We start from the raw sequence: 21,922 nt of genomic DNA, 5'->3' as shown, positions 1-21,922 counted from the left end.
ACAAGATACTGAATTATGTCCGGAAACACCTTTGGAAAACTGTTCACCGTCACCTCCTTCGGTGAGAGCCACGGTCTGGCCCTGGGCTGCATCATCGATGGTTGTCCTCCGGGTCTGGAGCTGAGCGAGGCCGACCTGCAGGCGGACCTGGACCGCCGCAAGCCGGGCACGTCCCGCCATACCACCCAGCGCCGGGAGGCGGACGAGGTGAAGATCCTGTCCGGGGTGTTCGAGGGTCGGACAACCGGCACCCCCATCGGCCTGGTGATCGAGAATACCGACCAGCGCTCCAAGGATTACTCGAAAATCGCCAACCAGTTCCGACCGGCCCATGCCGACTACACCTACATGCACAAGTACGGTGTACGGGACTACCGTGGCGGCGGTCGCTCCTCCGCCCGGGAGACCGCCATGCGGGTGGCCGCCGGCGGGGTGGCGCGCAAGTACCTGGAGCAGCGTCTGGGCATCCGCATCCGCGGCTACCTGTCCCAGCTTGGCCCCATCAAGGCGGAAACCTTCGACTGGGAGCAGGTGCACCAGAACCCGTTCTTCTGCCCGGATGCCAGCAAGGTGCCGGAGATGGAAGCGTACATGGATGCCCTGCGCAAGGAGGGTAACTCCATTGGCGCGCGCATCAATGTGGTGGCCGATGGGGTGCCACCCGGCCTGGGCGAGCCCATCTTCGACCGGCTGGACGCGGACCTGGCCCACGCCCTGATGAGCATCAACGCCGTCAAGGGCGTGGAGATCGGCGCCGGCTTCGACTCGATCACCCAGAAGGGAACCGAGCACCGGGACGAAATGACCCCGGAAGGCTTCCTGTCCAACAATGCCGGTGGTGTGCTCGGGGGCATTTCCTCCGGCCAGCCCATTGTCGCGAGCATCGCCCTGAAGCCCACCTCCAGCCTGCGACTGCCGGGGCAGAGCATCGATGTGGACGGCAACCCGGTGGAAGTGGTTACCACCGGTCGCCATGACCCCTGCGTCGGCATCCGGGCAACGCCCATTGCCGAGGCCATGATGGCCATCGTGCTGATGGATCACTACCTGCGCCATCGGGGGCAGAACGGCGATGTCGAGGTTACCACCCCGAATATCGGGCAGCGTTGACAGCGGGGGCGTAGCGCCCCCGTAACGGCTTTACCGGACGACCTGAATCTCAAGGAAAACCGTTATTTACTGGCGACTCTCAAACCTCTACTTCTGGTTCTTCGCCCTGCTGGGCTCGCTGCTGCCCTACTGGTCCCTGTACCTGGAAGGGCGGGGATTCTCCTACCTGCAGATCGCCACCCTGATGGCGACCATCCAGCTCACCAAGATCGTGGCCCCCAGCATATGGGGCTGGATCGGCGACCAGACCGGCCTGCGGGTCCGGCTGGTACGCTTCGGTGCCGTGGTGGGCTCACTGTGCTTTGCCGGCGTGTTCCTGGAGCCTGGTTTTTATGGGCTGCTGTTGGTGATGCTGCTGTTCACCTTCTTCTGGAACGCCATCCTGCCGCTGTACGAGGTCATCACCCTGCGGGTGCTGGGCTCAAAGAAAGAGAAGTACGGTCGCATCCGCCTGTGGGGGTCGGTGGGCTTTATCGGCGGTGTCGCCATCATTGGCGCCATACTGGAGTTTATCCCGATCACCATGCTGCCATGGTTGCTGTTACCGGTGTTTGCGGGTATCGCCGTATCCACCTTCCTGGTGCCCTCGGAACGGGGCGCCCAGAAAACCAGTGCCCCCAACGGTAGCCTGAAAGCCATCGTCGGTCACCCGGCGGTGATTGCCTTCTTCGGCATGAACTTCCTGCTCCAGGTCTCCCACGGCGCCTATTATACCTTCTTCAGCATCCACCTGGAACAGCACGGTTACGGCAAACTCCCCATCGGCCTGCTGTGGTCCCTGGGCGTAATTGCCGAAATCGGACTGTTCGTGGTCATGCACCGACTCACACGGTATTTCAGCGTCCGCCAGATTGCCATCGGCGCCCTGGTGCTCACCATGGTGCGCTGGATCCTGATTGCCGAAGTCACCGATGTGGTGCCGGTACTGATCTTCGCCCAGCTACTGCACGCCGCCTCCTACGGGGCCCTCCACGTGATCTCCGTACAGTACGTGCAGGGTTTCTTCGGCCAGCACCACCACGGGCAGGGCCAGGCCCTATACAGCGGCCTGACCTTCGGCGCCGGCGGCGCCGTGGGTGCCTGGCTATCCGGCTTCCTGGTGGACGGCTTCAGCACGTCCGCCGCCTTCTGGGGTGGTGCAGTGGCCATGGTCTTCGCCATCTTTATCACCTGGCGCTGGTTACAGCCGCCGCCAGACGCCGCCGCTACCTGATCTCACCGGCGATCGTTAGCAGGGCCCGGGACTGGGGACTGAGTGACCGCCCCCGCAACCCGATGGCGCCCAGGAAACGACTGACCCGGTGCTTGATCGGCAGCACCGTCAGCGAATCATCCACCATGCTAACCGGCAACACACTCCAGCCCAGGCCGACACCGGCCATCACCTTCAGAGTTTCCATATAGTTCGTGGGCATGGGCAGGTTCAGGGACAGATCCGCATCCAGGAACAACCGGCTCACCGTCCGGTAGGTGGCCGTCCCCGCTTCGGGCAACAAGGCGTCATAGCCCGACAGTGCGGCCAGATCCGGCGCCGCCATACCGGCCAGCGGATGCTCCGGCGACACTACAAACACCATCTCATCCTCCCACCGGGCGTGCACCTCGAACGACTGGTCCATACTCTCGCTCAGCGTCACGAACGCCAGCTCCGCCGACCGCCGCCGCATGCGGTCATAGGCCCCTTCCGAATCCATGAACTGCAGACCCAGCGTCACATCCGGATACTCCCGGTTCAGCCGCTGGAGCCAGGCGGGCAGGTGATGCAGACCAATATGGTGACTGGCAATCAGCGACAGGTGACCGGCCACCTCGCCATCCCGGTCCTGCAGGGCCAGCCGGGCGTTATGGACCTCATCCAGAATGCGCCGGGCATGGGGCAGCAACCGGGCACCGGCGTCCGTCAGGCGGATTTGTCGATGGCTGCGTTCAAGCAGTGGGGTGCCAAGCTGGTTCTCCAGTGCGGCCAATCGTTTGCTGATGGCGGGCTGGGTTAGATGGAGGGTTTCGGCGGCTTCTGAAAAAGAGCCTTGGTCGATAATGGTTATAAACGCTTTGAGGGCATTGGAATCCATGCGGTTACTCCAAGAGCGACTGGCACCTGGTCAGAAAGACGGGGAGGGGGATGGCTTTTCCGGACCGTCGAGCGCCATGGACGGCGCTCGTCGAGCCCTACAGGGATGTACTTGCGGGGCGTGTCCGGAAAAGCCATACCGCTCACCGGCCATGCCACCATGGGTCTCAGGCTACCCAGGTCAGTCGAGCAGGTTTGGTTCTCTCACTATAGCATTCCAAACTGGAATAAAGAGAATGAAAAACATGAATTGAGGTTATTCGCCACAGGGGAGTAAAATTCCCCACATAGCAGTCAAAACCAAGACCCGAATAACCGAGAGAGACCAAACCATGGCGGGCAAGACCTTATACGACAAATTGTGGGACGACCACCTGGTCAAACAGCGGGAAGATGGCTCCGCACTGATCTACATCGACCGGCACTTGCTCCACGAAGTCACCTCACCACAGGCCTTCGAAGGCCTGCGCCTGGCCAACCGCAAACCCTGGCGCATCGACGCCAACATCGCCACGCCGGACCACAACGTGCCCACAACCGACCGCGAACGTGGCGTGGAAGGCATCGTTGACCCCGTGTCCCGCATCCAGGTGGAAACCCTCGACAGGAACTGCGACGAGTTTGGCATCCTCGAATTCAAGATCAAGGACCAGCGCCAGGGCATCGTCCATGTCATTGGGCCGGAGCAGGGCGCCACACTGCCGGGCATGAGCATCGTCTGCGGTGACTCCCACACCTCCACCCACGGCGCCTTCGGCTGCCTCGCCCACGGCATCGGCACCTCCGAAGTGGAACATGTACTGGCCACCCAGTGTCTGGTCCAGCAGAAAATGAAGAACATGCTGGTCAAAGTGAACGGCAAGCTCGGCCCCGGGGTTACCGGCAAAGACGTGGTACTGGCCATCATCGGCAAAATCGGCACCGCCGGTGGCACCGGCTACGCCATCGAATTCGGTGGCGACGCCATCCACGACCTGAGCATGGAAGCCCGCATGACCATCTGCAACATGTCCATTGAAGCGGGCGCGCGGGTAGGCATGGTCAGCGTTGACGACACCACCATCGATTACGTCAAGGGACGCCCCTTCTCGCCCAAGGGCGACCAGTGGGACGAGGCGGTAGAGTACTGGCGCACCCTGCATAGCGACGCCGACGCCGAGTTTGACAAGGTCATCGAACTGGAAGGCTCGGAGATCCAGCCGCAGGTAAGCTGGGGCACCTCGCCGGAAATGGTGGCAGGCGTTGGCAGCAACGTGCCCGACCCGGCAGCCGAGGAAGATCCGATCAAACGGGAAGGCATCGTGCGGGCGCTCAAGTACATGGGCCTCGACGCCAACATGAAGATTACCGACATCAAGCTGGACCGGGTGTTTATCGGGTCCTGCACCAACAGCCGTATCGAGGACCTGCGCGAGGCGGCCAAGGTTGTGAAGGGCCGGAAGGTCTCCCCGATCCTCAAGCAGGCTATGGTGGTTCCCGGCTCAGGTCTGGTAAAAGCCCAGGCCGAACAGGAAGGCCTGGACAGGATCTTCATCGAAGCCGGCCTGGAATGGCGCGACCCGGGCTGCTCCATGTGCCTGGCTATGAACGCCGACAAGCTGGGGCAGGGGGAGCATTGCGCGTCCACCTCCAACCGCAACTTCGAGGGCCGTCAGGGCTTTGGTGGCCGCACCCACCTGGTCAGCCCGGCCATGGCTGCGGCAGCCGCCATCAACGGCCATTTCGTTGATGTCCGCGAGATGATGAACTGATCCACAGGAGACAGACCATGAGAGCATTGCAGCAACACAAGGGCATCGTCGCCCCCATGGACCGGTCCAATGTGGATACGGACATGATCATCCCCAAGCAGTTTCTCAAGTCCATCAAACGGACCGGCTTCGGCCCCAACCTGTTTGATGAGCTGCGCTATATGGACGAAGGCAAGCCGGACCAGGACTGCTCCCAGCGGCCCATCAACCCGGATTTCTTCCTGAACCAGGAACGGTATCGCAACGCCAGCGTGCTGCTGGCCCGCCGCAACTTCGGTTGTGGGTCCAGCAGGGAGCATGCGCCCTGGGCCCTCGACGATTTCGGTTTCCGGGTGATCATTGCCCCGAGCTTTGCCGATATTTTTTACAACAACTGCTTTAAGAATGGACTGTTACCTATTGTTCTTCCTGAAGAAACTGTCGACCAGCTGTTCCAGGAAATCGAGGCCAATGAGGGCTACGAGCTGTCCGTGGATCTGGAGAGCCAGACCGTGACCACGCCATCCGGCGAGTCCTTCAGCTTCGAGGTGGACGACTTCCGCCGCCACTGCCTGCTCAACGGCCTGGATGATATCGGTGTCACCCTTGAGGATGCCGACCTGATCCGTGAATACGAGAACAGCCGTCGTGAAACAGCCCCCTGGCTGTTCAATGCCGGCCACTGAAAACGCTGACGCTATTCGCTGAATCAACGCTGAATCAACAAGGAAAACACACATGTCCAGAACCGTACTCATGCTACCTGGTGACGGAATCGGCCCCGAGATTGTCACCGAGGCGGAAAAGGTCCTGCGCAAGATAAACGACCAGTTCAACCTGCAGTTGCACTTCGAGCAGGCCCTGGTGGGCGGTGCCGCCATCGACGAAACCGGCGAACCGCTACCGAATAAAACCCTGGATCAGGCAAAGAAGGCCGATGCGATTCTGCTCGGTGCTGTGGGCGGCCCCAAGTGGGATGGCCTGGAAATGGCCAAGCGGCCCGAAAAGGGCCTGCTGGGTCTGCGCTCCAACCTGGAGCTGTTTGCCAACCTGCGTCCGGCCATCCTGTATCCGCAACTGGCCTCGGCTTCGTCCCTCAAGCCCGAGGTGGTCTCCGGGCTGGATATCATGATTGTCCGGGAACTCACCGGCGGCATTTACTTCGGTCAGCCCCGGGGCGTCCGAAAACTGGAAGGCGGGGAGCGTCAGGGTTATAACACCTATGTCTACAGCGAATCCGAGATCCGCCGCATCGGCCGGGTGGCCTTTGAAGCCGCTCAGCAGCGCGACGGCAAGCTGTGCTCCGTGGACAAGGCCAATGTGCTGGAAGTGACCGTGCTGTGGCGGGAAATCATGGACGACCTGGCGAAGGAATACCCGGACGTGGAGCTGTCCCACATGTACGTGGATAACGCCGCGATGCAGTTGGTCAGGGCGCCCAAGCAGTTCGACGTGATTGTGACCGGTAACATGTTTGGTGATATCCTTTCGGATGAAGCGGCAATGCTCACCGGCTCCATTGGCATGTTGCCATCCGCTTCCCTGAACTCTGAAAAACAGGGCATGTACGAGCCCTGTCATGGTTCAGCGCCGGATATCGCCGGTCAGGGCATTGCCAATCCGCTGGCCACCATTCTCAGTGGTGCCATGATGCTGCGTTACAGCCTCGGTGAGGAAAAAGCCGCCGAGGCCATTGAGGCGGCGGTCAGCAAGGTGCTGGACCAGGGGCTGCGTACCGCGGACATCATGTCCGAGGGCGCGACGCAGGTGTCCACCCGGGAAATGGGTGAGGCTGTCCTCACGGCCCTGTAACGGTCAGCCCATAGGCCGGCACCCACGAAACCCGACGGTAGCAGGATGCCGCTGCCGCGGGATCATCCATCCGGTCCCTGCCAGCGATAACGGCAGTGGGCGGGCATAGAGTCACAAAGGTCGCACATGAAGCGAGTTGGACTTGTAGGTTGGCGTGGCATGGTGGGCTCGGTCCTCATGCAGCGCATGCGTGAAGAAAACGATTTTGCCGATATCGATCCGGTGTTCTTTTCCACTTCCCAGACCGGGAAGCCGGCCCCGGACGTTGGCAAGGAAGGCGTCCCGCCACTCCAGGACGCCTTTGACGTTGGCACCCTGAAAACCATGGATGTCATCGTCACCTGCCAGGGTGGTGATTACACCACCGCGGTATACCAGAAACTCCGTGATGCGGGCTGGGATGGCTACTGGATTGATGCCGCCTCCACCCTGCGCATGGTGGACCACTCCGTGATTGTACTGGATCCGGTGAACCGTAACGTCATTGACGAAGCCCTGGGTAAGGGCGTCAAGGACTATATCGGCGGTAACTGCACCGTCAGCCTGATGATGCTGGCGCTGGGTGGCCTGCTGGAGCAGGACCTGATCGAGTGGGTGTCCCCCATGACCTATCAGGCGGCCTCCGGCTCTGGTGCCCAGAACATGCGGGAACTGCTCAACCAGATGGGTTCACTCAACGGTGCTGTGAAGTCCGAGCTTGAAGACCCGTCGTCAGCCATCCTGGAAATCGATCGCAAGGTCACTGACACCATGCGTTCCGGGAACTTCCCCACCGAGCATTTCCAGGTGCCCCTGGCGGGCAGCCTGATTCCGTTTATCGACAAACAGCTCGATAACGGCATGAGTAAAGAAGAATGGAAAGCCGGCGTGGAAACCAACAAGATCCTGGGTCGTAGCGATAACCCGATCCCCATTGATGGTATCTGCGTGCGGATTGGTGCCATGCGTTCCCACAGTCAGGCCCTGACCATCAAACTGAAAAAGGATCTGCCGATCGACGAGATCGAGTCGATCCTGGCGAAGGCCAACGACTGGGTGAAGGTGGTTCCCAACGAGAGGGAAGCCACCATGGCGGAGCTGACTCCGGCCAAGGTGACCGGCACTTTGAGTGTGCCCATCGGTCGGATTCGCAAACTGACCATGGGGCCGGAGTACATTTCCGCCTTCACGGTCGGGGACCAGTTGCTCTGGGGAGCGGCTGAACCCCTGCGCCGGATGCTGCGCATCCTCCAGGAGCGTTGAAAAACTGACGATTGCAAAGTCGTATAATGCCAACTGTGTACCGTTTCAGGTAACACGTCAGGGGCGCCGGCTGAAATCAGCCGCCGCCCCTGTTATTTTTTCGGGATCTTTTCTCAGTTTGTTCCAAAAATGAGACGGAATAAGCCATTGAATACTGGAAATGGCGTATCGTGTCCTGAAAGTCTCGACTCAGGCCGATGGTCACCGACCTGTTTTCAGAGGGTTTCTAAACTTGGAGTCACAACTGTTTCCGTGAAATACATCAGGAAGTGGTGCAAAGATGCGGTGTGATTGATTGATAAAGCTGGCATTATCAACAATACTCTCTTCACTCTAAAATTAAAAAAGTGAAAGTCATCCAACCTCGTCCGATTCTGTATTCATCTAGCGGTAACGAATAACGGAGACTGGTAAGGAAAAAGCATGAAAGTACGCAAGCTTGCGGTTGCTCTGGCTCTGGCAGGAGGGCTTGGTTCCGGTGTCGCACAGGCGCTGGGGCTCGGGGAGATAGAAATACAGTCCTATCTGAACCAGCCAATGAATGCAGAGATCGACGTTAACAGGCTGGACGGTGTTAGCCCCGACGACATCATTGTTAATCTGGCATCAGAGCAGGATTTTGAACGCGTTGGCTTGCGCCGCGACTTCTTCCTTACGCGCCTGAACTTTGAAGTGACCACCGCGCCCAATGGCGAGCTGGTCATCACGGTGACATCCAGCGAGCCGGTGCGCGAGCCCTACCTGAATTTCCTGGTGGAGGTGACCTGGCCCAGCGGTCGTGTCATGAGGGAATACTCGGTACTGGTGGACCCCCCGGTCTATGCCGAGGATTCCGGGGTCTCCGAGCCCGTGCAGAGCACACAGACCCGGCAGACCACCAGCCAGCCCCGCGACACCGCCGGCCAGGACACTCAGCCGGCTTCCGGTGATGCGACCACCACAACCACAACCCGTTCCGCCGTCAGTGGCAGCCTGGAGGTACAGGCATCCGACACGCTCTGGGAAATTGCCGAGCGAGTTCGGCCAGACACCAGTGTGTCCATGGAACAGGTTATGCTGGCCATCCAGGACCTGAATCCCGATGCGTTTATAGACGGCAATATCAACCGGATCAAGCGCGGCGAAATACTCCGGGTGCCGGAGTTGGACGACATGACCTCCCGTACCCGGGCCCAGGCCAGTCGTGAAGTGGCAGCCCAGCACCGGGCCTTCGCCCAGCCTGAGCCCGAAGTGGACGCCACCCAGGGTAATGTCGCTGCGTCGGGCAGCGGTGATGGCGCCGGTCAGGCGTCGCCCGACGAACTCAGGCTGGTAGTGCCTGAGGACGGTGGCGACGCTCGCAGCGACGGTTCTGCCGGTGGTGACGGTCGCCAGGGCGGTACCGCGGATGCGGGTGAGGCCGTCGCGTTGGAGGAACTGGACCGCGTACAACGGGAGAACGACGAACTCAACAGTCGGGTGGAAGACCTGCAGGATCAGGTGGAAACCCTGCAGCGGCTGATCGAGTTGAAGGATACCCAGCTTGCCGAAATCCAGGGTGGCATGGCCGGGGATGGTGAACCCGCGGATGGCTCCGGCGAAGAGCCGGGCGTGACCACAGCGGAGCCCGGTACTGAGGATGCCGCTGATGAAACTGCGACCGCGGAAGGTGACGCCGGGGAAATGGCGGACGATACCATGGCGCAGGATGGTGAGGCCGTGGATGAGGCGGCCGATACTGGCATGCCGGGGGATCAGGCCGAACCGGCGGGCGATGCCATGTCCGGTATGGATGAACCGGCCATGACCGATGAGGACATGGCCGCGGGTGATGACACTACTACCATGCAGTCGCAGGACGACGGGCAGCCGACCGATGTCGCTGCCGATGGCCCCGTGGCTGCCACCGGTGAGCAGCCGGAAGCCGAGCAACCGCAGCCGTCCCGCCCCGGGCAGGACAAGGGCTTCCTGGCCACCGCCATTGACCTGATTGCTGGCAACTTCCTGTACCAGATCGCCCTCGGCGGTTTCCTGGTTCTGCTGTTGCTGGTGGTGCTTCTGATTTCCCGTCGTCGCTCTAACAAGGAGGATGAGTTCTATCAGCAGTTGGATGAAGGCGAAGAAGATGATGGCTTCGAGCTCACCCTGGGAGAGGAAGAAGCAGCGGAATCCGCCGGCGCCATGGAAGAGGCGGACCGGTATGTTTCCTACGGTCAGCATGAAGCCGCCGCTGAAGTGCTGGAAAACGCCATCTCCCGGGAGCCGAGCCGTTCCGACTTGCGCCTGAAGCTGCTGGCGGTCTACGCGGATACCGGCAACCGTGCCGCGTTCGACAAGCAGTACGCGGAGCTGGAAGCCATGGAGCTCGATGACGCCCAGCCGGAAGCGGAAGCCCTTCGTGCCCGCCTGGAAGAAGCAGAATCCACCCCCAGTATCGACGAGCTGGAATCCCAGCTCCGTGGCGGCGACGCTCTGGGTGGCTCCCGGGGGGATGAGGAAGCCTCCGATAACATGGCCAGCACCCCCATGGATGAGGAAACCAGTGAACTGATGACCTCGTTCGAGGAGCTGGACCTGCCGGAAGAGAACGCAGGAGAATCGGAGGAGGAGGAAGATAGGGACGCACCCATTGAGTATGACTTCTCCGGACTGGATACCTCCGATGCGGCCGAGGAAGAAGCGAAGCAGCCGGAACCGGAATCCACCCCGGAAGAATCCGACGACGGCCTCGGCGATATCGACTTCGAGCTGCCGGAAGAGCAGGGCAGCGAGGCTGACGTCAGCGACCGGACCGAAGAGGAGTCCCTGGAACTGGATGATGACTTCGGTTCCCTGGATCTCGAAGATGCCGGCGTCGACAGTGAGCCGGCTGCGGAGGACGTGGAAGGCGCGGCAGAGCCCACCGAAGAGGACAACCTTGATTTCGGTGACCTGGAGCTGGAAGGCGAGGGTGAAGAGCCCGTTGACCAGTCCGCCAATCCGGAGGATGAGGCGGACATGGACGAATCCTTCCTCGACGAGCTCGATGCCGAGCTGGACAAGGTTACGTCCGGAGAAAGCAGTGATGACGACGGGCTTGAGGATCTGGAGTTGGATGTGTCCGACGAAGACCTGGAGCTGATGGACCAAGCCTCCGAATCCGAGCCGGAAGACGAAAGCCAGCTCGACCTGGGCGACCTGGACCTGGAAGAACCGGAGTCCGCGTCCGAGGCCACCGGCGAGGAGCCGGCGGGGGACGACCTGTCCGACCTGGAGATTCCCGAGCTCGACAATGAATCGGCTGCGGATGAGGAGGCCGGTACGCCTGTGGAAGAATCTGAACCCCGTTCCGGCGACAAATCCAGCATCGACGAGATCGACGAAGCCTCCCTGGGCGATGACGATGACTTCGATTTCCTGTCCGGCACGGACGAAGTGGCGACCAAGCTGGACTTGGCCCGTGCCTACGTGGATATGGGCGACAGTGAAGGTGCCCGGGAGATCCTGGAGGAGGTGATCCTGGAGGGAAGCGACGAGCAGAAGACCGAAGCGCAATCACTGCTCAAAAAGCTGCCCTGATCCGTTATAATAGTGAGCTGAACCAGAACGCCGGCCCATGCGCCGGCGTTCTTTATTGACGCACCCCATATATCGACCCGGTAACACCTTGTTCCAGACACCCATTCCGCTAACCACTGACAATGCCATCGGCGACGGCCGGGTCGCCCTCGCCCTGGAATACGACGGCGCCGCCTACCATGGCTGGCAACTCCAGAAAAGCGGCGTGCCATCGGTGGAAGAGACGCTGACCCGGGCGGTCAGCAAGGTGGCGGATGAACCCGTGGACCTGGTCTGTGCCGGGCGTACCGATGCCGGCGTCCATGGCAGCTACCAGGTGGTGCATTTTGACACGCGGGCGGTGCGCAACCTGCGGTCCTGGGTCATGGGGATCAACACGGCACTGCCACGCAGCATTGCGGTACACTGGGCCGGTAACACCCCGGAACCCTTCCACGCGCGATTTTCGGCGGTGTACCGCCGCTACCGTTATGTTATCTTCAATGGTCCGGTAAGGCCGGCGCTGCTGGCACCACAGGTGTCCTGGACATTCCGTCCGCTGGATGCGGAAGCCATGCAGGAAGCGGCGCACCTCCTGCAGGGAGAGCATGATTTCAGTGCCTTTCGGGCAGCCGGTTGCCAGTCCCGCTCGCCCTGGCGTTTCGTGGAGTTCATCCGGGTCCATCGCCGGGGTGACTATGTGGTGATCGATGTCCAGGCCAACGCCTTCCTGCACCATATGGTGCGGAATTTTGCCGGCACGCTGATGGCCGTTGGCCAGGGTAAATACCCCCCGGCCTGGGTCGCGGAGGTGCTGGCCACCGGTGACCGCCGAAAGGCGGCCGTCACCGCACCGGCGGAAGGGCTTTACCTGGTGGATGTGGGTTACCCGGAGGCGTTTGCCATCCCCGGTGCGCAATGCGGCCCGGCCTTCGTCCGACCCTGGTTTGATGACGGGCTGAATGCCCCGGTGGCCCCGAGCTGGATCCATCGAAAGCCACGAACCCGTTCCTGATGAGGTCAGTCGTGTCTCCAGTACGCACACGCACCAAAATCTGTGGCATTACCCGACCGGAAGACGCCCTGGCCGCTGCCGAGGCGGGCGCCGACGCCATCGGGCTGGTATTCTACGAGGCCAGTCCGAGGGCCGTGACCCTCGAACAGGCCACGGCCATTGCCGGGGCGTTGCCGGCCTTTGTCACCCTGACCGGGCTTTTCGTCAATCCGACACGCATGGAAGTGGAGCAGGTGCTGGCCCGGGTGCCCCTGGATCTGCTGCAGTTCCATGGCGACGAATCTCAGGATTTCTGTAGCCAGTTCCATCGTCGCTGGATAAAGGCGGTCCGGGTCCGCCATCGAGAAGATATTGAAAAGGCCTTCCGGGACTGGAATCGGGCATCGGGATTGCTGGTGGATGCGTATTGTCCACAGCGGTATGGCGGTACCGGCCAGAGTTTTGACTGGTCCGTCATCCCGGAACAGCGTCCGTTACCCCTGATATTGGCCGGTGGTCTCAACTCTGCTAACGTTGCCACCGCCACCCGGCAGGTTCGGCCCTGGGGTGTGGACGTCAGTGGCGGCGTGGAAGCGTCCGACGGCACACCTGAAGGCACCCGCAAGGGCATCAAAGACGCCGCCAAAATTACCGAGTTTCTGAGCGAGGTTAATCGTGCCAACCAAACTGACTGAAGAAATGCTGAGCCAGCTGCCGGACGCCCGGGGGCATTTCGGGGCCTACGGCGGTCGTTTCGTGTCCGAGACACTGATGGATTCGCTGATGACCCTGGAACGGGAATACCTCCGGCTGAAGACGGATCCGGAATTCCAGGCGGCGTTCGACAAGGATCTGGCCCACTATGTCGGCCGCCCCAGTCCGCTCTACTTTGCCGAGCGACTGACCCGGGAAACCGGCGGCGCCCAGATCTGGCTCAAACGCGAAGACCTCAACCACACCGGTGCCCACAAGGTGAACAACACCATCGGTCAGGCCCTGCTGGCGTCGTTCCTTGGCAAGACACGCGTTATCGCCGAAACCGGCGCTGGCCAGCACGGTGTTGCCACGGCGACGGTCTGCGCCCGGCTGGGGCTGGAATGCCACGTGTTCATGGGCGCCGAGGACGTACAGCGACAGTCCCTCAACGTCTATCGCATGAAACTGTTGGGGGCGGAAGTCCATGCCGTCGAAAGTGGCACCCGCACCCTGAAGGACGCCATGAACGACGCCATGCGTGACTGGGTGGCCAACGTTGACGACACCTTCTACATCATTGGTACTGTGGCCGGTCCCCATCCCTATCCGTTGCTGGTGCGTGACTTCCAGGCGGTTATCGGTCGCGAGACCCGGCAACAGGCACTGGAGCAGGCCGGAAAACTCCCGGATGCCCTGGTGGCCTGTGTGGGTGGCGGTTCCAATGCCATCGGCATGTTCTATCCGTTCCTGACCGACGAGTCCGTCAAGCTCTATGGGGTCGAGGCGGGTGGCCTGGGCCTGGAAACCGGCCAGCACGCCGCGCCCCTGGCGGCGGGTCGCCCCGGTGTCCTTCATGGCAACCGCACCTACCTGATGGAAGACGAGAATGGCCAGATTGCCGCAACCCACTCCGTGTCCGCCGGGCTTGATTACCCGGGGGTAGGACCGGAGCACAGCTGGCTCAAGGACATCGGGCGCGCGGAGTACGTGTCGGTAACGGATGATGAAGCCCTGGCGGCGTTCCGCCGGCTGACCCGGGTCGAGGGCATCATGCCTGCACTGGAAACCGCCCATGCCGTGGCCTACGCCATCAAACTGGCCGCCGACATGGATCCGGAGCAGATGGTGGTGATCAACATTTCCGGTCGCGGCGACAAGGATATCCACACCATTGCCCAGCTTGACGGCATCGAGGTCTGAGCCCGGTGCCGGACCAGGATCCACTGATACAGGAGCACGCATACGCATGAGTCGAATTGCAGGGGTGCTGGACACTCTCCGGGAGCAGGGCCGCAAGGCGCTGATTCCCTATATTACCGCCGGTGATCCACACCCGGACCAGACCGTTGAACTGATGCACACCCTGGTGGCAGCGGGGGCGGACATTATCGAGCTGGGCGTACCCTTTTCCGACCCCATGGCCGATGGCCCGGTGATCGCGCTGGCCTGCGAGCGGGCGCTGAAACACGGCACCTCACTGCGTCAGGTGACGGCCATGGTGAAGACCTTCCGCGAGAAGGATCCCCATACGCCCGTGGTGCTGATGGGTTACCTGAACCCGATGGAAGCCATGGGTTACGAGGCCTTTGCCGATGCCGCAGCGGATGCCGGTGTGGACGGCATCCTCACGGTGGACCTGCCGCCGGAGGAAGCCGACGAAGTGGCGCCACTGTTCACTCAGCGCCGGATGGACTCCATTTTCCTGCTGTCGCCCACCACCACCGATGAGCGCATACGTGCAATCAGTGAACACTCTTCGGGCTATGTGTACTATGTTTCCATAAAAGGTGTGACCGGTGCCGCCTCCATTGATGTGGAGGAAGTGGGTCGCAAGGTGGCCAATGTCCAGCGCATTACCGCGTTGCCGGTGGGTGTCGGTTTCGGGATCCGTGACGCGGAAACCGCCGCCGCCGTGGGTAAGGTATCCGATGGTGTAATAGTCGGCAGCGTGCTGGTGGATACAATAGCTCGCCATCAATCGGATCCGGCCGGGCTGAAAAAGGCGCTTACGGATCTGCTGCACCCAATGCGAGAAGCGCTGGACGGGCTGGCCTCCTGACGGCGTCGCGTTCAGCCTCCATGGAATGACAGGATGACAAAATGAGCAACTGGCTAGACAAGATCATGCCGAGCAAGATCCGCTCGGAATCCAAACAGCGAACCGGTGTGCCCGAGGGGCTCTGGAAGAAGTGCCCCAAGTGTGGCGCATTCCTCTATAAGCCGGAGCTGGACAAGAACCTTGATGTCTGCCCCAAGTGCAACCATCACTTGCGGGTGAGTGCGCGTCGTCGCCTGGAAATCTTCCTGGACGACGATGGTCGCGAGGAAGTGGCCAACGAACTGGAGCCGTGGGATCGCCTGAAGTTCAAGGATACCCGGCGCTACAAGGAGCGCTTGGCCCAGAACCAGAAGGCTACCGGTGAAAAGGATGCCCTGGTGGTCATGCGTGGCCGCACCCTGGGCATTCCCCTGGTGGCCTGTGCCTTCGAGTTCAACTTCCTGGGTGGCTCCATGGGGCAGGTGGTGGGCGAAAAGTTCGTCCGCGCCGCCAACATCTGCCTGGAGGAGCGAATCCCTCTGGTCTGCTTCTCGGCGTCCGGCGGCGCCCGCATGCAGGAAGCCATCCTGTCCCTGATGCAGATGTCCAAGACCGCTGCCGTGCTGGAACGGATGAAGCAGGAGGGCATTCCCTACATCTCCGTGATGACCGATCCGGTGTTCGGTGGTGTCTCGGCCAGTCTGGCCATGCTGGGTGACCTGAATATCGCCGAGCCCTATGCTCTGATCGGCTTTGCCGGTCCCCGGGTCATCGAACAGACCGTGCGGGAAAAACTGCCGGAAGGCTTCCAGCGCAGTGAGTTCCTGCTGGAGCACGGTGCCATCGACATGATCCTCCATCGCCACAAGATGCGCGAACGTATTGCGTCCATTCTGGCCAAGTTCACCGACCTGGACCGGCCGGAAAAAGAAGAGCCCATCGAATTCGAGGTGACGGAACGCCCGGACTCACCTGACGTGGCCAATGCCGAGCAGTGATCGGATGGTGCCCGCCTCTCCGGGGGCGGGCTCCGGGCTGTCCGACTGGCTCTCGTATCTCGAATCCATTCATCCGGTGGAGATGGACCTGGGCCTGGACCGGGTCCTGCTGGTGCTGCGCAAGCTGATGCCGTCGGGGCCGCAGGGTCGCGTGATTACAGTGGGGGGCACCAACGGCAAGGGCAGTACCGTGGCTGCCCTGGAAGCCCTGTTGCTGGCCGCCGGGAAGACCGTCGGCTGCTATACCTCACCCCATCTGCTGGTCTATAACGAACGGGTGCGACTCAATGGCCATGATGCCAGTGACGAGGCGCTGATCCGGGCGTTCGAGCAGGTGGAGAAGGCCCGGGGCCGTACCTCACTCACCTATTTCGAATTCGGCACACTGGCGGCCTTCCTGGTGATGGCGGAAGCTGGCGTGGACAACCTGGTGCTGGAAGTGGGGCTGGGTGGTCGCCTGGATGCGGTCAATGTTCTCGATGCCGACCTGGCGATTATTACCTCGGTTGACCTTGATCACACCGCCTGGCTCGGTAACGATCGCAACACCATCGGTTATGAAAAGGCCGGTATCCTGCGTCCCGGACAGACGGCCATCTACGGAGATGACGATCCTCCACCCTCCATCCTGCAGCAGGCCAGTGCCCAGAACGTTCGCCTGCTCCGGCCCGGACAGGGCTATGACATCCGCACGTCGGGGACCGGGGCACAACTGGTGACTGCCGATGGCCACGGGATCGACCTGCCTGGGAACAGCCTGCCATTGAACAGTCTGGCGGCTGCGGCCATGGCCTGCCTGGCGCTGGATGTGGGCCTGGATGACGCGGCGATAGCCCGGGTGCTGGCCAGCGTTGCCCTGCCGGGGCGTTTTGAGCGGGTGGCCCGGTCGCCGGATGTGTTCCTGGATGTGGGGCACAATCCCCACGCCGCACTCTGGCTCGCCCGTCGGCTCGACACTCTGCGTGAGTACTATGGTTATCGGCGGGTGCTGGCCGTCTATGCGGGCCTCGCAGACAAGGATTCGGTGGGTGTGGCCCGGGCCCTGGTGCCGCAGGTGGATCACTGGTTTCTGGCGGGGCTTGACGTGCCCCGCAGCCTGTCCGGAGAGTCACTGGCCGTGCGTCTTGAACCGGAACTCCCGGACGGCAGGACCACCGTCCACGATCATGTGGCTGAGGCCATTGCCGATGCGGTGCAGTCGGCGGGGGAGAGCGACCTGGTGCTGGTGTTCGGCTCCTTCTTTACCGTGGTGGAAGGCAAGCGGTATTTTGCAGGCGGGGTATCAGAAAAAGCGAAGTAACGCCTTACGGTTCCGTCATGGACCAGACGACGCTTTGAGTTGGCGGTCTGTGGCGGTTATATTCACACTCATGACGTCGACGTATCCGGTCACCCGTGACCGGTCACGCTACCATGGCCTGTAACAGGGAGCCGAAGTAAGGTGAATGGACTGAAGCAGCGTATTATCGGAGCATTGGTGCTGATTTCACTGGCGGTGATCTTCGTGCCGATGATGTTTGACGAACCCCACGACGAACGCGCCGTCCGTTCCCTGGATATCCCCGAAGAGCCACCGTTCCCGGAAGTGTCCGTGCCCGAGCAGGATGAGTCCCTGAGCGGCGTGCCGGACTATCGTGTGGAGGAAGCGGACCCGGCACCCACCCCGGAGATTGTCGAGGACCCGGCCATGGGCACCCAGCCGGGACAGGCTTCTGGCGAAAGCGACGATGTCGCCCCCGTCGAGCAGCCGCTGGTGGGTGAGGAAGAGCCTTCCGAGTCAGAAACCACTGCATCGGCGGAAAACGCCGACAATGCCGGCGAGACATCAGCCGATCAACAGGCATCCGCCCCCTCCGAACCGGATACCTCCGGGGAAGGGGATTTCGAGCGCACCCTGGAGGGCGCCTGGGTACTGCAGCTCGGCAGCTTTGGCGATGAGTCGAACGCCCGCCGACTGCGGGACAATGTGCGGGAGCGCGGCTATGGCGCCCATCTGCAGGAAGTGGTCCGTGATGACCAGCGCCTGGTCCGGGTATTCTCCGGTCCGTTTGCCGAAAAGGCCGAGGCCGAGAAAGCCAAGGAAGTGCTGGACAAGGCGTTCGGCGTCAAGTCCCTGGTGACCGAGGGCGGTGGTTGATCATAACCGTCGCCCATGGATTGTCCTGAAATGCCCCCTGAGATTCCGGGTGCCCCCGTTTGCTCCTCGTCCTGTAGGCATAACCACAAGTGCCCGGATGGTTTGGGTTGCCGGTGATTCCTGATAGAATTCGCGTTTCCTGTTCATCACCGGGTTACTCATGAACGCGCTGATCTGGATCGACTGGGTCATTATCGCCCTGCTGACAATCTCCGCCCTGATCAGCCTGAAGCGGGGCTTCGTCAGGGAAGCGCTGTCGCTTGTCACCTGGGTGGCGGCGTTCATCATTGCCCGGACCTTCCATCCGCAGATGCAGTCGCTGCTGGCCAGTACCGTGGAAACCCCGCTGGTTCGCCTGATTGCCGCCTTTGCCATTCTGTTTGTCGCCACGTTGATTGTCGGCGCCATCGTCAACAACCTGATTGGCCATCTGGTCCGGGTGACCGGGTTGAGTGCCACTGACCGGGTGCTGGGCATGATTTTCGGGCTGTTGCGGGGTGTGGTCGTGGTGGTAGTGGCCATCGCCTTCACCCGGTACACGCCACTGGCGGAGGATACCTGGTGGCGGCAGTCCCTGATGATTGAACGCCTGGGCGTGGTGGAAGACTGGTCCCGGCGGACCTTTGGTGATGAATTCGAACGTTTCCTGGGACCCGCACCGTCGGGCGAGGCCGTGCAGGAGAAGGTATCCGAGGCAGTCAGGAACCGGGCCCTGGAGCCCGGTGCCGAGAACCTCTGATTACCGCCTGAATGCAGTTGATCTAATGTTCTGGAGAACACAGCACTCATGTGTGGAATTGTAGGCATTGTCAGTACACAGTACGTGAATCAGGCGTTGTATGACGCCCTGACCGTACTCCAGCACCGGGGCCAGGATGCGGCCGGTATCGTGACCTTTCAGGATGAGCGGTTTTTCCTGCGCAAGGACAACGGCCTGGTGCGGGATGTGTTCCTGACCTCGCACATGCGTCGGCTGGTGGGCAACGTGGGTATCGGCCATGTCCGTTACCCCACCGCTGGCAGCTCCAGTTCCGCCGAGGCCCAGCCGTTCTACGTTAACAGCCCCTACGGCATTACCCTGGCCCATAACGGCAACCTGACCAATGCCGACGACCTGGCACGGGATCTGTTCCGCACCGACCTGCGTCATATCAATACCAATTCCGACTCGGAAGTGCTGTTGAACGTGTTTGCCCACGAACTGCAGAAACTGGGCAAGCTCAACCCCACCAAGGATGAAATCTTCGCGGCGGTGAGGGCAGTGCACAAGCGCTGTCGTGGCGCCTATGCGGTAATCGCCATGATCACGGGTTACGGCATCGTCGGCTTCCGCGACCCCAACGGTATTCGCCCAGCCTGTTATGGCGTGCGCGAAACCGACGAAGGCAAGGAGTATATGATTGCCTCCGAGAGCGTGGCCCTCAATGCCGCCGGCTTCCGTCTGGTTCGGGACATCGCCCCGGGTGAGGCGGTGTACATTGAAACCGACGGCACGCTGTACACCGAGCAGTGCGCGGAGGCCCCGAGCCTGCACCCGTGTATCTTCGAGCATGTATACTTTGCCCGTCCTGATTCCATCATGGACAAGGTGTCGGTCTACAAGGCCCGCCTGCGCATGGGCGAAACCCTGGCGGACAAGGTGCTGCGGGAGCGGCCCGACCATGACATCGACGTGGTGATGCCCATTCCCGACACCAGCCGGACCTCCGCCCTGCAGATGGCGCACCGGCTGGGGGTGAAGTTCCGGGAAGGCTTTATCAAGAACCGCTACATCGGCCGCACATTCATCATGCCCGGCCAGACCATGCGCAAGAAATCCGTGCGCCAGAAACTGAACCCCATCGATCTGGAGTTCCGGGGCAAGAACGTGATGCTGGTGGATGACTCCATCGTGCGTGGCACCACCTGCCACGAGATCATCCAGATGGCCCGGGATGCCGGGGCCCGCAAGGTGTATTTCGCCTCCGCCGCGCCCCCGGTGCGTTATCCCAATGTGTACGGCATCGATATGCCGTCGCCCCAGGAACTGATTGCCCATGACCGCACCGTGGAGGATATCCAGAAGCTGATTGGTGCCGACTGGCTGGTCTACCAGGACCTGGATGACCTGATTTCCTGTGTCAATGATGTGAACCCGGACATTGAGGGCTGGGAGTGTTCGGTCTTCAATGGCAATTATATTACAGGCGATGTGGACGATGCCTACCTGGCGCGGCTTGATGCCCTGCGCCGGGACGAGGTCAGGGAAGCGGCCAGGGCCGGCCTTCCCGAAGACAACGGTATCATCGACCTGCATAACGACGAAGACTGAGGAAAGCATGACCCATCGCCGCGAAGAGCATACCTTCATACCGGAGCCGGACCTGGAAGGGGTGTCCGTGGATACCCTCGCGGTGCGTGCGGGACAGCACCGCACCAGCGAGCTTGAGCACAGCGATGCCATCTTCCCGACATCCAGTTTTGTCTATGGCAGCGCCGCCCAGGCCGCCGCCCGCTTCGGCGGTGACGAGCCCGGCAACATCTACTCCCGCTTCACCAATCCGACGGTGAAGGCATTCGAGGAGCGCATTGCGGCCATGGAGGGTGGCGATCGTGCGGTGGCCACGGCATCCGGCATGGCGGCCATCCTGGCCACCTGCATGGCATTGCTGCAGCAGGGAGACCATGTGGTGTGCTCCCGGGGCGTTTTCGGAACCACCAATGTGCTGTTCCAGAAATACCTGGCACGGTTTGGGGTATCCACCACCTTTGTCGGCCTGACCGATATGGAAGGCTGGCGGGCGGCGGTCACCGACCGTACGCGCCTGCTGTTTATCGAGACCCCGTCCAACCCCCTGTGCGAGGTGGCGGACATGACGGCGCTGGCCGAGCTGGCCCACGCCAACGACGCCCTGTTCGTGGTGGACAACTGTTTCTGCACGCCGGTGCTGCAGCGCCCGTTCGAGTATGGCGCGGATATTGTGATCCATTCCGCCACCAAGTACCTGGACGGCCAGGGGCGCTGCCTGGGTGGCGTTGTGGTGGGCAACAATCAACTGATGGAAGAAGTATTCGGCTTCCTGCGGTCGGCAGGCCCCACCATGAGCCCGTTCAATGCCTGGATCTTCCATAAAGGCCTGGAAACCTTACCAATCCGTATGCGTGCCCACTGTGAGAATGCGCTACAGTTGGCCCGTTGGCTGGAACAGCAGCCTGCGGTTGAAAAGGTCTACTACGCCGGGCTGGAGAGCCATCCCCAGCACGAGCTGGCGAGCCGGCAGCAGGATGGCTATGGCGGTGTGTTGTCGTTCACCGTCCGTGGCGGTCAGCCGGAGGCCTGGGCCTTTATCGATGCCACCCGCATGGTGTCCATCACGGCCAACCTGGGTGACGTGAAAACCACGATCACCCACCCGGGAACCACCACCCATGGCCGGTTGTCCCCGGAAGACAAGGCGCTGGCCGGCATCAGCGATAACCTGATCCGGCTGTCAGTGGGTGTTGAAGCCCTTGAAGACCTGAAGAACGACATGCGCCGGGGCCTGCAGGCCCTGGAGACTTGATGCCGGCGGTATCATCGTTTTCGCCATTTCATCAGC

Annotated in this window: 18 protein-coding genes; 17 read left to right on the top strand and 1 reads right to left on the bottom strand. The window is 61.5% G+C overall.

Annotated elements, in window-relative coordinates:
- The first annotated feature begins 15 nt into the window (after positions 1–15).
- Positions 16–1,110 carry a chorismate synthase gene (gene aroC / locus ACJO2E_RS07885; protein ID WP_406963333.1) on the top strand — a complete coding sequence of 365 codons (1,095 nt, stop codon included), beginning with the start codon at positions 16–18 and terminating at the stop codon, positions 1,108–1,110.
- 46 nt (positions 1,111–1,156) lie between these two features.
- Positions 1,157–2,323 carry an MFS transporter gene (locus tag ACJO2E_RS07880; protein WP_406963591.1) on the top strand — a complete coding sequence of 389 codons (1,167 nt, stop codon included), beginning with the start codon at positions 1,157–1,159 and terminating at the stop codon, positions 2,321–2,323.
- Here ACJO2E_RS07880 and ACJO2E_RS07875 read toward each other — a convergent pair.
- Positions 2,316–3,182, bottom strand: coding sequence for a LysR family transcriptional regulator (locus ACJO2E_RS07875; protein WP_406963332.1), 867 nt, complete (start codon positions 3,180–3,182; stop codon positions 2,316–2,318). The genes ACJO2E_RS07880 and ACJO2E_RS07875 overlap by 8 nt on opposite strands.
- A gap of 331 nt (positions 3,183–3,513) precedes the next feature.
- Between ACJO2E_RS07875 and leuC the strand changes: the two genes are divergently transcribed.
- From leuC to ACJO2E_RS07800, 15 genes are all read left to right on the top strand, one after another.
- Positions 3,514–4,932: a 3-isopropylmalate dehydratase large subunit gene (gene leuC / locus ACJO2E_RS07870; RefSeq protein WP_406963331.1), complete on the top strand. Its 1,419-nt coding sequence runs from the start codon at positions 3,514–3,516 to the stop codon at positions 4,930–4,932.
- 17 nt (positions 4,933–4,949) lie between these two features.
- Positions 4,950–5,597 (top strand): 3-isopropylmalate dehydratase small subunit, encoded by a 648-nt coding sequence (gene leuD, locus ACJO2E_RS07865; RefSeq protein ID WP_406963330.1) that lies wholly within the window; start codon positions 4,950–4,952, stop codon positions 5,595–5,597.
- A gap of 52 nt (positions 5,598–5,649) precedes the next feature.
- Positions 5,650–6,723 carry a 3-isopropylmalate dehydrogenase gene (gene leuB / locus ACJO2E_RS07860; RefSeq protein ID WP_406963329.1) on the top strand — a complete coding sequence of 358 codons (1,074 nt, stop codon included), beginning with the start codon at positions 5,650–5,652 and terminating at the stop codon, positions 6,721–6,723.
- Positions 6,724–6,849: 126 nt separating this feature from the next.
- On the top strand, positions 6,850–7,965 hold the full coding sequence (gene asd, locus ACJO2E_RS07855) for an aspartate-semialdehyde dehydrogenase (protein WP_406963328.1): 1,116 nt from the start codon (positions 6,850–6,852) through the stop codon (positions 7,963–7,965).
- Between the two features lie 423 nt (positions 7,966–8,388).
- Positions 8,389–11,502 carry a FimV/HubP family polar landmark protein gene (locus ACJO2E_RS07850; protein ID WP_406963327.1) on the top strand — a complete coding sequence of 1,038 codons (3,114 nt, stop codon included), beginning with the start codon at positions 8,389–8,391 and terminating at the stop codon, positions 11,500–11,502.
- An 88-nt stretch (positions 11,503–11,590) separates the two neighbouring features.
- A complete protein-coding gene (gene truA / locus ACJO2E_RS07845) occupies positions 11,591–12,496 on the top strand; it encodes a tRNA pseudouridine(38-40) synthase TruA (RefSeq protein WP_406963326.1) in 906 nt (301 codons plus the stop codon).
- A gap of 11 nt (positions 12,497–12,507) precedes the next feature.
- The gene (locus ACJO2E_RS07840; RefSeq protein WP_406963325.1) at positions 12,508–13,170 is read left to right on the top strand and encodes a phosphoribosylanthranilate isomerase; all 663 of its coding nucleotides are present in this window, start codon (positions 12,508–12,510) and stop codon (positions 13,168–13,170) included.
- On the top strand, positions 13,163–14,371 hold the full coding sequence (trpB, locus tag ACJO2E_RS07835) for a tryptophan synthase subunit beta (RefSeq protein ID WP_406963590.1): 1,209 nt from the start codon (positions 13,163–13,165) through the stop codon (positions 14,369–14,371). The genes ACJO2E_RS07840 and trpB overlap by 8 nt, the downstream gene beginning before the upstream one ends.
- Positions 14,372–14,417: 46 nt before the next feature.
- A complete protein-coding gene (trpA, locus tag ACJO2E_RS07830; RefSeq protein ID WP_406963324.1) occupies positions 14,418–15,230 on the top strand; it encodes a tryptophan synthase subunit alpha in 813 nt (270 codons plus the stop codon).
- Positions 15,231–15,271: 41 nt separating this feature from the next.
- Positions 15,272–16,207: an acetyl-CoA carboxylase, carboxyltransferase subunit beta gene (accD, locus tag ACJO2E_RS07825; protein ID WP_406963323.1), complete on the top strand. Its 936-nt coding sequence runs from the start codon at positions 15,272–15,274 to the stop codon at positions 16,205–16,207.
- On the top strand, positions 16,194–17,507 hold the full coding sequence (gene folC, locus ACJO2E_RS07820) for a bifunctional tetrahydrofolate synthase/dihydrofolate synthase (RefSeq protein WP_406963322.1): 1,314 nt from the start codon (positions 16,194–16,196) through the stop codon (positions 17,505–17,507). The genes accD and folC overlap by 14 nt, the downstream gene beginning before the upstream one ends.
- A 141-nt stretch (positions 17,508–17,648) precedes the next feature.
- Positions 17,649–18,344: an SPOR domain-containing protein gene (locus ACJO2E_RS07815; protein ID WP_406963321.1), complete on the top strand. Its 696-nt coding sequence runs from the start codon at positions 17,649–17,651 to the stop codon at positions 18,342–18,344.
- Positions 18,345–18,504: 160 nt separating this feature from the next.
- Positions 18,505–19,083, top strand: a complete 579-nt coding sequence (locus tag ACJO2E_RS07810) for a CvpA family protein (protein ID WP_406963320.1) — start codon at positions 18,505–18,507, stop codon at positions 19,081–19,083.
- A gap of 48 nt (positions 19,084–19,131) precedes the next feature.
- Positions 19,132–20,655: an amidophosphoribosyltransferase gene (gene purF / locus ACJO2E_RS07805; RefSeq protein ID WP_406963319.1), complete on the top strand. Its 1,524-nt coding sequence runs from the start codon at positions 19,132–19,134 to the stop codon at positions 20,653–20,655.
- Positions 20,656–20,662: 7 nt separating this feature from the next.
- Positions 20,663–21,886, top strand: a complete 1,224-nt coding sequence (locus tag ACJO2E_RS07800) for an O-succinylhomoserine sulfhydrylase (protein ID WP_406963318.1) — start codon at positions 20,663–20,665, stop codon at positions 21,884–21,886.
- Positions 21,887–21,922: the final 36 nt, after the last annotated feature.

It is taken from the genome of Marinobacter shunpengi (assembly GCF_045449695.1).
In the GTDB taxonomy this organism is placed as follows: Bacteria; Pseudomonadota; Gammaproteobacteria; order Pseudomonadales; family Oleiphilaceae; genus Marinobacter.
Note: the sequence above shows the minus strand (reverse complement) of the source record. Positions and strands in the feature narration are given on the sequence as shown.

Excerpts from the sequence above, each read along its gene's own strand:
- ACJO2E_RS07875 (WP_406963332.1), bottom strand. The coding sequence starts at position 3,182 with ATGGATTCCAATGCCCTCAAAGCGTTTATAACCATTATCGACCAAGGC.
- leuC (WP_406963331.1), top strand. The coding sequence starts at position 3,514 with ATGGCGGGCAAGACCTTATACGACAAATTGTGGGACGACCACCTGGTC.
- leuD (WP_406963330.1), top strand. The coding sequence starts at position 4,950 with ATGAGAGCATTGCAGCAACACAAGGGCATCGTCGCCCCCATGGACCGG.
- leuB (WP_406963329.1), top strand. The coding sequence starts at position 5,650 with ATGTCCAGAACCGTACTCATGCTACCTGGTGACGGAATCGGCCCCGAG.
- ACJO2E_RS07800 (WP_406963318.1), top strand. The coding sequence starts at position 20,663 with ATGACCCATCGCCGCGAAGAGCATACCTTCATACCGGAGCCGGACCTG.
- accD (WP_406963323.1), top strand. The coding sequence starts at position 15,272 with ATGAGCAACTGGCTAGACAAGATCATGCCGAGCAAGATCCGCTCGGAA.
- ACJO2E_RS07810 (WP_406963320.1), top strand. The coding sequence starts at position 18,505 with ATGAACGCGCTGATCTGGATCGACTGGGTCATTATCGCCCTGCTGACA.
- trpA (WP_406963324.1), top strand. The coding sequence starts at position 14,418 with ATGAGTCGAATTGCAGGGGTGCTGGACACTCTCCGGGAGCAGGGCCGC.
- aroC (WP_406963333.1), top strand. The coding sequence starts at position 16 with ATGTCCGGAAACACCTTTGGAAAACTGTTCACCGTCACCTCCTTCGGT.
- folC (WP_406963322.1), top strand. The coding sequence starts at position 16,194 with ATGCCGAGCAGTGATCGGATGGTGCCCGCCTCTCCGGGGGCGGGCTCC.
- ACJO2E_RS07850 (WP_406963327.1), top strand. The coding sequence starts at position 8,389 with ATGAAAGTACGCAAGCTTGCGGTTGCTCTGGCTCTGGCAGGAGGGCTT.
- purF (WP_406963319.1), top strand. The coding sequence starts at position 19,132 with ATGTGTGGAATTGTAGGCATTGTCAGTACACAGTACGTGAATCAGGCG.
- asd (WP_406963328.1), top strand. The coding sequence starts at position 6,850 with ATGAAGCGAGTTGGACTTGTAGGTTGGCGTGGCATGGTGGGCTCGGTC.